This is a genomic window from Halomonas sp. 3F2F (genome assembly GCF_014897805.1).
Taxonomy (GTDB): Bacteria; Pseudomonadota; Gammaproteobacteria; order Pseudomonadales; family Halomonadaceae; genus Vreelandella.
In genome coordinates, this window is the sequence record NZ_JABUZE010000090.1 from 1 (window position 1) to 11,252 (window position 11,252).

Here is an 11,252-nt window from a genome sequence, read left to right on the forward strand (position 1 = left end):
CTGACGCCGGAGTAGGGTGAGGAGGAGTCCATCCCATTGTGTAAGCGTCAGCGCACCCGCTGGCTCAATCTCGCAGGCTCATAATGCGCCATTGGCGTTCTTCGGCCACCTTGCGCAGGGTATCATCGGGGTCGACGGCAACCGGGTGTTCTACCTGTTCAAGTAAGGGAAGGTCGTTGTGAGAGTCGCTGTAAAACCATGCGCCATCCATGGTGAACTCTTGGCCCTCAAGCCATTGCTTTAAGCGAGTCACTTTGCCTTCGCGGTAGCTGGGTGTGCCCGCTACTCGGCCGGTATAGCGGCCGTCTACTATTTCTGGGTCAACTGCAATCAAGTCGTCCACGCCCAAACGATTAGCGATGGGGGCAGTAATAAAGCGATTAGTGGCGGTGATGATCAGTAACGTATCGCCTTTCGTGCGGTGCCGAGCCAGCAGCTCTTCTGCTTTAGGCAAGATATTCGGCTCGATTTTGCTGACCATAAACTGCTGATGCCAAGCGGCTAACTGTTCCGGCGTATTTTCAGCCAGTGGCTTCAATGCCATTTCCAAAAAAGCCGCCATGTCTAACGTGCCCGCATTGTAATCCGCCATAAAGCGCTCATTGGCCTCGCGGTAGGCAACTGGGTCAACTGCCCCCTGTTCGAGCAAAAACTCGCCCCAGGCATGATCGCTGTCGATGGATATCAGCGTATTATCCAGATCGAAAATGGCCAGACTCACGGCGCTCCCCTTATGGTGTTGGTTAATTGTGCTGCTCGTTAGCTCAGTACTGAACGTCAGTAACGGTTTGCAAAGCGGCGGATTATCGCAGAGTCACCATGGTTTAACCACTTAGGGTGATATTGTATTGATACGCTTGTCTCCCTTGTGGAAAAATGGGGACAACTGAAAATTTATAAGGTGATGTCCGTGATCGACGCTGACGGCTTTCGCCCCAATGTTGGCATCATTATTGCCAACAGCCAGGGGCAGCTGCTTTGGGCGCGTCGTGTAGGGCAAAACGCGTGGCAGTTTCCCCAGGGAGGCATCAAGGCAAACGAAACACCACATCAAGCGCTTTTTCGTGAGCTTTTTGAGGAGATCGGTCTAACCGCCGATGATGTCGATATTGTCGCCTGTACCCGGGGATGGCTGCGCTACCGTCTGCCACGACGCATGATTCGCACCCACTCGCGGCCGGTTTGTATCGGCCAGAAGCAGAAGTGGTTTTTACTCAAGATTCGCTGCCAAGAAAACCGAATCTGTATGACGGCAACGCCTAAACCCGAGTTCGATGGTTGGCGGTGGGTAAGTTACTGGTATCCACTGGGGCAAGTGGTGCCGTTCAAACGAGAGGTATATCGGCGCGCGCTACGGGAGCTCTCTCCTCGCGTTCAGCGCTTGGCGCAACAAGATCACGATGGATAACGTGCGCTCCACTGTTCTAGGAAGCTGTTCTAGGTAAACTGTTCAAAAGAAACAGTTCAAAGGCGACGCTTCGAAGGACATAGTGACAGTTGGCCGAAAATCCCTCAGCGAGGCAAATAATAGTGAATAGGAAAACGTCCATGCTTGAGGTGCTGCGACGCGTTATTCAAGAAGTGAATGGCGCACGGAACCTCGACGCCGCGCTGTCAACGATGGTACGCCGCATACGAAAGGCCATGCAGACGGATGTGTGCTCCTTCTATTTATACGATAAGGAGCTCGAGTCGCTTGTATTGATGGAGACGATTGGCCTTCGCACGCAAGCGGTAGGCCGCGTTGTGCTACCGCTAGGCGAAGGTTTGGTAGGTCTAGTGGCTAAGCGCAGCGAACCGCTTAATTTAGAAGATGCGCAAAGCCACCCTCACTTTCGTTATTTTGAAGCAACTGGCGAAGAGCGTTACTCAAGCTTCTTAGGGGTGCCGATTATCCATCAGCGCCTCATGCTGGGCGTTTTGGTCGTACAGCAAGCTGAAAAACGTCAGTACGACGACGAAGATGAAGCTTTTCTGGTCACTATGGCTGCTCAGTTGGCAGGTGTGCTGGCTCACGCACTCGCTACCGGTAACCTTGCTCGCCCTGCGCTGCCGGGTGGCCAAGCTATGTTTAAAGGCGTGGCGGCTTCTCCAGGAATGGCGATGGGGGAAGCGGTAGTGATTACGCCGCCCGCTGACCTAAACAGCGTGCCTGACCTTATTCCCAGCGATCAAGACTATGAAGTCGCACGGCTAAAAGAAGCCATTGGCAAAACACGCGATGAAATCCGCGCAGCGGCAGAGCGCTTGGTTAACCGTATTTCTTCCCAAGAGCTGGCGTTATTCGACGTTTACCAGCAAATGCTTGGCGAAGCGGCGCTCTCTGAAGAAGTGGAAAAGCGTATTCGTGAAGGGCAGTGGGCACCTGGTGCGTTAGCCGATGTCGTGCGCCGCCATGTGCAATACCTTGAACGCGTAGACGACGATTATTTACGTGAGCGTGCGGCGGATATTCGCGATCTTGGTCGTCGTGTGTTGGCTCATCTGCAAGAAGACACGCCTTCGACCCCAGAAACCTACCCAGAAAACGCCATTTTAGTAGGTGATGAAATCAGCGTTGCCATGTTGGGAGAGGTGCCAAGGGACAAGCTAAAGGGCTTGGTATCCGTACGTGGTTCGAGTACCTCGCATGTTGCTATTGTTGCTCGGGCTATGGGGATTCCGACGGTGCTTGGGATGATGGATCTCCCGCTGCCGCGCTTAAATGGCGCCCCGGTAGTGATTGATGGCCACCGAGGGCGATTGTTTGTGCGGCCAGCGCCAGAGCTAAGAACTCGCTACGAAAGCTTGATTGCTGAAGAAGCAGCACTGAGTGAGTTGCTGGAGCACGAACAAGACCTGCCCAGCGAAACACCGGATGGCCATGCCATGCCGCTGATGGTAAATACCGGGCTGGCGGTTGATGCCTCAGCATTGCTGAAAAGCCGAATCGGCGGCGTAGGCCTATACCGCACCGAAGTGCCGTTTATGATTACTGAGCGCTTCCCCGGTGAGAAAGAACAAATGCGTATGTACCGAGAGCAGTTAGAGGGCTTTGCGCCACTACCGGTAGTCATGCGAACGCTGGATATCGGTGGCGATAAAGACCTTCCCTATTTTCCCATTGAGGAAGCTAATCCATTCTTGGGTTGGCGGGGAATGCGGGTAACCCTCGATCACCCAGAAGTATTGATGGTACAGCTGCGTGCGATGCTGAAAGCATCGCATGACTTGAATAATCTCTATGTGCTCTTCCCGATGATTACCAATGTGGAAGAGGTGGATGAAGCGATTCGTCTGCTGGATCGTGCCATTTTAGAGTTAGGCGAAGAAGGTATTGACGTCAAACGGCCTAAAGTGGGCGTTATGATTGAGGTACCTGCCACTATTTATCAAATGGATGCGCTGGCGAAGCGGGTCGATTTCTTCTCGGTGGGTAGTAACGACCTTACGCAATATTTGCTAGCGGTGGATCGTAACAATCCTCGCGTATCTAGCCTGTACGATGCGTTGCACCCGGCGCTGCTGGGGGCGCTGCAAGAACTCGCCCAGGATGCCACTCGGCTAGAAAAGCCTATATCGCTTTGCGGGGAATTAGCGGGTGACCCTGCTGGTGCGCTGCTACTAATGGCCATGGGATTCACCAGCCTGTCTATGAATGCTCCTAGTCTGCCTAGAGTGCGGGCCGCTATCCGCCGAGTGCCGATGCACGATGCACAAACGCTGCTTAAAGAGATCATGGACCTGGATACTCCAGCATTAGTACATGAGCATCTTAATCAGCGTATGGATGAGTGGCAGCTTTCACACTTAATGCCGCCGCGAGATTAGTGCTGGGGCTGGTATAGAGACTGGGGGCGTGGTGCTATCAATGTGGTTTCTCCCTCAAAACGACCGAGTGGTCCAAACCGCTGTTCGGTTATCTCCACTTCTCCCCGGTTGTTTAGCGTTAGCCAAGTGGTTGCACGAGTGCCGTAGTGTTCGCCAACAATAAATGCGGAGGAGAGCTGGCGCTCCAGCGTTAAGCCGACACCCGTATCGGGTAGCTGCTCATCAGGTGCGGTTTGAGGGTTATGCAGCGCAAATTGCGTCGCGGCCTGCCACTGTTCGTCATTACTATTTAACAAGGCGGCGCGAACCAGATTTAATTTTGGCCAGGGGGTATTCAGGGTTGCATTTGACAAGCCATGTACTCCCGGGGGCACGCTATTAAGCGCTACCCCATGACGGCCACGGTGCAGGTGCCACATGCGGTGTTGTGTCGCAACCAAAAGATTAAATCCGGCATAACGATGTGCGGTCGTGCGCTCCTGTGTTTTAAGCCATGCTTCCACATCGTCACTTTGTAAAACGCTAGCAACAAGTTCGCCTCGGCTCGGCGCGTTAGTGGGTGTCGCCAGGTCGGGGTCACGCACATTGGTCAGCGCTGCAACAACGCCTTGTGAATTGGCGGCTAGCCACGTACCCCCGGCTTCCAAGTCGCGCCCTCCCAGTAAGGCGGTGTGTTCTCCCCAGTGAGCAAGAGGTGCAGTAGGCCGCTGATGGAATTCATCTCGGTTGCCTGCCAAGCGTAATGGTATTGACGAGCCAGGGGACCAAGAGAAGGTGATTAAACACATAAGTAAGGCTCACGAATAGTAACAGGACCTCAATCAGTCAGTGTGGCATGGCAGTATTGAGGCGTAGACATACACTTAACATTAATATAAATATGCTCAGCCATGCTATGACTGCCAACATGTTAAGGCGAAATGTTTAAAAAGCCACCTAGGAAGGCGCACACACTATGCAATGCTATCAGCGAGAGCACTTCTGGAATGCGATTGTCTGGCCTGTTCTGTGGCCTCTTTTACTCATTCAGGCGGCCTTGGTACTGCTTTGTGTGCTGGTAGGGCTGGTGGTCTGGGGGCTCTCCCCCAGCCAAACATCGTGGAGTACCACTCTGTGGTTGACCCTCGCGTTGCTACTAGGCAGCTGTTTGAACGTCGGTGTTTTTTTGATGCTGGTTAAGAGTCGCGCAAAGCAAAAAGACACCCGTTTCATGCAAGAGTTGGCTGAGTTAGAGCGCCATGCCGCCACATTGGTTAATCGAAAAGCGGGGCAGGCTCCTTCAAAGGCGAAAGGTATCGGTGAGGAGCTACCACTTAAGCGCTTAGCAATGGTCAATCAGCTGTTAGCAGACGTCATTCGTGCAGGTGAGGATGTCCAGCACCTAGCTTCTTCAAGCGGGCCATTCCGACCCGATCAAACCTTGCTTGATGACCTTCATCACCAGCAAAAACAGTTGAAGCACCTCATTGCTGGACGCGACCGTGCGCGGGAAGAGTCACGCTTGAAGTCTGGTTATCTAACGTTACTTCAGCGCGAAGCCGACAATCTGTTTGATCATTTGAGCGATATGTTACAGATGGATAATTCAGAAACATGTCACAAGAATATTACTCACGTGCGAGAGCGACTCGCGGATATACGCGCACTGCTTACTAATTTTGTTCAGCAAAGTGCTAATGAAACAGATGCTTATGAGCAGCCGCTTCCAGCTTCTGAGCGCAAACTACGTATCTTGGTAGTTGACGATGGCCCTGTTAATTTAATGCTTGCGCGCCAAATGCTCGAAACCCAGGGGTTTCATGTAGACGGCGTCAGTAGTGGTGAGCAGGCTTTAGACTGCCAGCAAACGGTTTTTTATGATCTCGTGTTTATGGATATTTTTATGCCAACCTTAGACGGGCTAGAAGCCGCACGCCGCTGGCGAAACTTTGAGCGTCATAGTGGCAGTCAGCGGCGCAGTGTTTTGATTGCTCTCACCGCGAACGTTGATAATGCTGGTCATGGCGCTTATAACGCCGCAGGAATGGATGACGTACTAGCCAAGCCCTATAAACCTGAAACACTGCTCAGCATGATTAGCAAATGGGTTCCTGCCGCGAATAGTCAGGTGCAAAATAAATGACAATATTGAGTATTTTGGCAGGGTATTTGTTGCTAGGCGCAGTGGCAGGCACCATGGCTGGTTTGTTTGGAGTAGGGGGCGGTTTAATCATTGTGCCTGCGCTTGTCTTTGCATTTGGCCTGCAAGGGGTTGCTCCTGACATCATCATGCATCTTGCGGTAGGCACCTCCCTGGCAACAATTGTAATCACAGGGGCTTCGTCAGCATTAGGGCACTACCGGAAAGGCAGTATTCATAAGCCATGGTTCATGGCGTTGTTGCCCGGACTTATGTTGGGAGCCATCGGGGGGGTATTTATTGCTGGCAACCTTTCTGGCACCGTTTTGGGAACATTATTCGGGGTGTTCGTATTGCTGTTGGCAACCAAAATGATTGTTGGCCTTTCGCCAAAGCCAGGCAGTACGCCACCGGGAAAAGTTTCGATGACCATTGCCGGCGGCGTAGTGGGGGCCATATCAGCACTGTTTGGTATCGGAGGAGGCACAATGACAGTGCCTTGGCTTTCACGGTGTGGTGCAAGCATGACCCAAGCGGTGGGAACCTCTGCGGCGTGTGGCTTACCAATAGCGGCGGTTGGGGCGTTAACGTTTATTGTTGTAGGGTGGGGGAATCCGCTTCTTCCCCAGTGGGCGACAGGCTTTATCCTTTGGCCAGCCTTTATTGGAATTGTGCTAACAAGCGTTCCCTTTGCGCGGCTTGGCGTACGCTTGGCCCATATTCTCCCTGCCAACGTGCTTAGGTTTTCATTTGCAACGCTGTTGGCCGTGGTGGGTTTGCGCTTCATATTGGCGTAATTCACTGATGCCACACTGCTGTTCTCTTTCTGTTTGCTTTAGAGATTCTCGATGATTAATTATCCAACGATCGATCCGGTAGCGATTTCACTTGGCCCGCTGCAGGTTCATTGGTACGGCTTAATGTATGTGGTGGGGTTTGTGGCGGCATGGTGGCTAGGATGCAAGCGGGCACCACGTATTGGGCTTACAAAAGATGATATCGGTGATTTGCTTTTTTACTGCGCCATTGGTGTGGTGGTGGGGGGGCGATTAGGGTACGCACTGTTTTACGGCCTAGGGCAGTGGACGGCTGACCCGCTATGGGTGTTCCGCGTATGGGATGGCGGCATGAGTTTCCATGGCGGTTTATTAGGGGTGCTGCTTGCGGCATGGCTATTTGCACGTCGTAAACAACTGGCGTTTTTCACCCTCGCCGACTTCATCGCCCCGTTGGTACCCATTGGTTTAGGCGCTGGGCGAATTGGTAATTTTATCAATCATGAGTTGCCGGGCGGGGTAACGTCACTACCGTGGGGCATGCCATTTCCTGGTATGGGGCCAGAGCCGCGCCACCCTTCAGCGCTTTACGAAGCCTTTCTGGAGGGTGTCGTGCTGTTTGCCATTCTGTGGTGGGTATCTGCCAAGCCGCGCGCCAGAGGGCTGGTCTCGGGTTTGTTCCTGTTAGGCTACGGCGTTTTCCGCTTTATGGTTGAATTTGTACGTATGCCGGATGCCCACATTGGCTACCTCGCCTTTGGCTGGTTCACCATGGGAATGCTGCTCACGCTTCCGATGATCGCGTTAGGCCTCGTTTTTATCGCCTGGTCGCGTAATCAACCTATTGATGCCAAGTTGTGAAGAGTGAAGAGTGAGTGGCAGGAATGCTTCTGGCTGCCTGATGCTTACGCGTATAGAATATCTACCCAAATTGATTTTTAATCTGGAATTTCCGTGACTGCAATAACGCCCATGCCGAAAGAAGCGCTAGAACAGCCGTATCTCGACCTAATGCGCACCGTGATGGAGCAAGGCGTTGATCGGAATGATCGCACTGGTGTTGGTACACGCTCAGTGTTTGGTCATCAAATGCGTTTCGACCTCTCCCGTGGTTTTCCGCTGCTAACCACAAAAAAGCTGCACCTGCGCTCTATTATTCATGAGCTGCTGTGGTTTCTTAAAGGTGATACCAATATCGGGTATCTCAAAGAGCATGGCGTACGCATCTGGGACGAGTGGGCCGATGAAAACGGTAATCTTGGTCCGGTCTATGGTTATCAGTGGCGCAGTTGGCCGAGCCCCAGTGGCGGTAGTGTCGACCAGATTGCTAAGGTGTTGGAGCAGATTCGTACGACGCCTCAGTCACGGCGACTGATTGTTTCAGCCTGGAATCCAGGTCAAGTTGATGAAATGAAATTGCCGCCTTGCCACTGTTTGTTCCAATTTTATGTGGCCAATGGGCGTCTCTCGTGTCAGCTTTACCAACGCAGTGCGGATATTTTCTTAGGTGTGCCGTTTAATATTGCAAGCTATGCGTTACTGCTCAGTATGGTGGCGCAGGTAACTGGCCTGGAGCCTGGCGAGTTTGTGCATACGTTGGGTGATGCCCATCTTTATAGCAATCACCTGGAGCAGGCTCAGTCGCAGTTGAGCCGCACGCCTAAAGCGCCGCCACGTTTGGTGCTTAACCCCCAGGTAACCAATTTGTTCGATTTCACCTTTGACGACATCAACATCGAAGAGTATGAATCGCACCCCCATATTAAAGCGGAGGTGGCAGTATGAGTCAGCAGCAACATGCTTATGACCCCCTGGTGCCGATAGCGATGATTGTGGCGATGGCCAAAAACCGAGTGATTGGGGTCGAGGGTAAGTTGCCTTGGTACCTGCCTGAAGATCTAAAGTTCTTCAAACGCATGACTCAAGCCAAGCCGCTTGTGATGGGGCGCAAAACCTACGCATCAATAGGTAAGCCACTGCCCAATCGGCTCAATATTGTAGTAACCCGTGATACAAACTTTGCCGCCGAAGGCGTGCGGATATGTCATGAACTACCAGCAGCATTGGCATTGGCTGACCAACAAGCCACCATTGAAGCCGCCGAAGAAATTATGGTGATGGGAGGGGGGGAGATTTATCGACAAGCGCTTCCTCATGCTCAGCGTCTCTATATCACTGAAGTGGATATTGATGTCGATGGTGATGCTGTTTTTCCCGAGCTCTCTATGGAAGAGTGGCAGGAAGTTCAGCGTGTCGCGGGCAAGCCAGCAGAAGGGCAGCCTCAATACGACTTTGTAGTCTATGAGCGGATCGCCGACTGATCAGCGCAAAGAGGGAGGGGGTATGGCCGCACCAGTACTGGATCTGCTAGAAACATTGGAAACGCACCTTGAGCAGACCAAAGCCGCACTGAACGCGTTGCGTGAAGAGAACGAAATGCTTAAACGGCAGTTGGCGAGCCAAGTGCCGCACACTCAGCCACCTTCGCAGCCGCTGCAAGGCCCGGCTCAGTGTGATGCATCTGCCGCTGAGCCGTCGGTGGCAGATGTGAAGCCTTCCGACTCACAAGTGATCAGCGAAGCCGCCGCCGCGGAAACAGCGCCACAGCCGCCTTCTCCTCAAGCGCTGTTGAACCAGTGGTATAAACGCTACCCGAACGCTTTTTTCACTGGCCATACTAAACCGCTGAAAGTGGGTATTCATCAAGATTTAGCCCAGCGAGAACTCTGGTCGGGTAAATTGATACGCCGAGCATTAGCTAACTATGTGAACCTGCCGCGCTATGTGAAATCCATGCGAGAAGGTGCTGAGCGAATTGACTTGGATGGCAATCCCGCAGGTAAAGTCGATAAAGAAGCGGCGCGACATGCTAGCGATCGTCGAAAAGATAAGTCAGGCAGCAATGCATCAAAGCAAGCACCGTCTTTAGATCATCGAAAACCGCAGCAATCATCAAGGCAGGCATCACAACAAACATCGAGACAAGCGCCAAAAGATGCTGTCCCCACGCCTGTAAAGGCGCATGAGCAGAGAGGGGAAGGTGAGAAGACGGAAGCATTTGAAACAACAAAGCCACTTAGCTTAGAGGATAAATTAAGAGGGCTTCAGCAAAAATTTACAGGCCGCTGAGACCAATCAGTTGCCCGTGGGTTCCTTAAAAAAATACAAATCGTAAAGAAACACTGTTTTTTTCTATTGCGTTCACTGGAATCCCAGTATAGAGTTTGACCTGCGAGCATTGGACTATAACAAGGCTTAGTTGAGGACATGCCGCATACCGCCGGGAAAAACCGGAGGATGGCATAAAGAGCATGGCCCGCAAGCCAGCTGCAGACTTCAAAATGAGTTTGCGGTAACGATCGAAACAGTAAGCTAGTTAAGGAACCTACATCATGAAAAAGACACTTTTAGCGACTGCTATCATTGGCGCCCTGGGTGCCTCTGCCGCCGCTCAAGCAGCTACCGTTTATGACCAAGATGGTACCAAGCTCGACGTCTATGGCCGTATCGCCATGGGTATCGCTGGTGGCGGTCCTGAGTACAACGACGCTGAGCAAAAAATTGACAACGGCGCAGAATTCGTAGACGTCTACTCTCGTCTTGGCCTGCGCATGAGCCACGAAGTTAACTCTGACCTGACTGCTTTCGGTCGTTTAGAGTGGCGCTTCAAAGGTGACGAGCGTTACACCGAGTCTGGCTTCACTGAAATTCGTCAAAGCTACCTTGGCTTGCAGAGCAAGCAGTACGGTACTGTTCAAGCTGGTAACTTCGACAGCTTCTACAACCAGTTTGTCTCTCTGCCGTTCGATGTTTACATCGATCGTGGTCTAGAGTTCGCTGGTCATCCGAAGCAATCACGTGGCGACTCTATCGGTTACTACACGCCTGATCTTCAAGGCTGGACAGCCTTCCTGCAGTTGAAACACTACAGCACGCGTGGCCAGGTTGAGACTGGTAACAACGATCCTGATAGCGTAATTGCTGCCCAAGGTGGTGTGCGTTACGAGCAAGGTCCGGTTACTGTAGGTCTTGGTTTTGTTGACGACGTAGTACGTGGCGGCGGCAATGGTGAAATCATGGGTGGCCTGATCGGTTCTTACGCCATCAATGACCAGTTCTCTGCTCGTTTAGGTTATGAAGGCCGTGAAAACAGCGACGTTCGTGGCGGCGGCTACGACACTGTAGGTCTGGGTGGTACTTACACCACTGGTCCTTGGGCGTTTACTGCTGACTACTACAACGTAGATCGTGACGGTGGCGTGGACGACAGCAATGCATGGGCGTTTGGTTCTTACTACAACGTTTCCAGCAACTTCGACGTTTTCCTAGAGCTGGCTGACGGCGATGCGCCGACTGTTAATCGTGATGTTACCCTTGGTGACTTGACCGACGAAGTATACTACCTGACAGGCGCGCGTTACCACTTCTAAGCCTGGCTTTATGCCATGCTTAGCAGGTAACCCCTGTAAGTAGAAATAGAACCGGCCTCATTACGAGGCCGGTTTTTTTTGTGGTGCGCCAGGCATGGCGCGCAGCGCCTTAACAGG

At 52.4% G+C, this 11,252-nt stretch carries 11 protein-coding genes; 9 read left to right on the forward strand and 2 right to left on the reverse strand.

Features of this window, described 5'->3' with window-relative positions; translation table 11 throughout:
- Window positions 1–64: 64 nt before the first annotated feature.
- Window positions 65–721 (reverse strand): histidinol-phosphatase, encoded by a 657-nt coding sequence (locus tag INT21_RS10735; protein ID WP_038486032.1) that lies wholly within the window; start codon window positions 719–721, stop codon window positions 65–67.
- Window positions 722–910: 189 nt separating this feature from the next.
- Here INT21_RS10735 and INT21_RS10740 point away from each other — a divergent pair, with 189 nt between their 5' ends.
- A complete protein-coding gene (locus INT21_RS10740; protein ID WP_038486029.1) occupies window positions 911–1,408 on the forward strand; it encodes an RNA pyrophosphohydrolase in 498 nt (165 codons plus the stop codon).
- Window positions 1,409–1,548: 140 nt separating this feature from the next.
- Window positions 1,549–3,810, forward strand: coding sequence for a phosphoenolpyruvate--protein phosphotransferase (gene ptsP, locus INT21_RS10745; RefSeq protein WP_193060541.1), 2,262 nt, complete (start codon window positions 1,549–1,551; stop codon window positions 3,808–3,810).
- Here ptsP and INT21_RS10750 read toward each other — a convergent pair.
- The gene (locus tag INT21_RS10750; protein ID WP_193060540.1) at window positions 3,807–4,598 is read right to left on the reverse strand and encodes an NRDE family protein; all 792 of its coding nucleotides are present in this window, start codon (window positions 4,596–4,598) and stop codon (window positions 3,807–3,809) included. The two genes, ptsP and INT21_RS10750, sit on opposite strands and share 4 nt — an antisense overlap.
- Window positions 4,599–4,765: 167 nt before the next feature.
- Here INT21_RS10750 and INT21_RS10755 point away from each other — a divergent pair, with 167 nt between their 5' ends.
- The 7 genes from INT21_RS10755 to INT21_RS10785 all read left to right on the forward strand — a co-directional run bounded on the left by INT21_RS10755 (window position 4,766) and on the right by INT21_RS10785 (window position 11,135).
- Entirely contained in the window at window positions 4,766–5,932 is a 1,167-nt protein-coding gene (locus INT21_RS10755; RefSeq protein ID WP_193067738.1) for a response regulator, read from the forward strand.
- A complete protein-coding gene (locus INT21_RS10760) occupies window positions 5,929–6,726 on the forward strand; it encodes a sulfite exporter TauE/SafE family protein (RefSeq protein ID WP_193060538.1) in 798 nt (265 codons plus the stop codon). Before INT21_RS10755 ends, INT21_RS10760 begins: the two co-directional genes overlap by 4 nt.
- A 51-nt stretch (window positions 6,727–6,777) precedes the next feature.
- Window positions 6,778–7,566 (forward strand): prolipoprotein diacylglyceryl transferase, encoded by a 789-nt coding sequence (gene lgt, locus INT21_RS10765; protein WP_193060537.1) that lies wholly within the window; start codon window positions 6,778–6,780, stop codon window positions 7,564–7,566.
- A 93-nt stretch (window positions 7,567–7,659) separates the two neighbouring features.
- Window positions 7,660–8,490: a thymidylate synthase gene (locus INT21_RS10770; protein WP_442311488.1), complete on the forward strand. Its 831-nt coding sequence runs from the start codon at window positions 7,660–7,662 to the stop codon at window positions 8,488–8,490.
- The gene (locus INT21_RS10775) at window positions 8,487–9,026 is read left to right on the forward strand and encodes a dihydrofolate reductase (protein ID WP_193060536.1); all 540 of its coding nucleotides are present in this window, start codon (window positions 8,487–8,489) and stop codon (window positions 9,024–9,026) included. The genes INT21_RS10770 and INT21_RS10775 overlap by 4 nt, the downstream gene beginning before the upstream one ends.
- Before the next feature lie 22 nt (window positions 9,027–9,048).
- Complete coding sequence (locus INT21_RS10780; RefSeq protein ID WP_193060535.1) at window positions 9,049–9,834, forward strand: ProQ/FINO family protein; 786 nt, start codon at window positions 9,049–9,051, stop codon at window positions 9,832–9,834.
- Between the two features lie 263 nt (window positions 9,835–10,097).
- A complete protein-coding gene (locus tag INT21_RS10785) occupies window positions 10,098–11,135 on the forward strand; it encodes a porin (protein WP_193067514.1) in 1,038 nt (345 codons plus the stop codon).
- The last annotated feature ends 117 nt before the right edge of the window (window positions 11,136–11,252 follow it).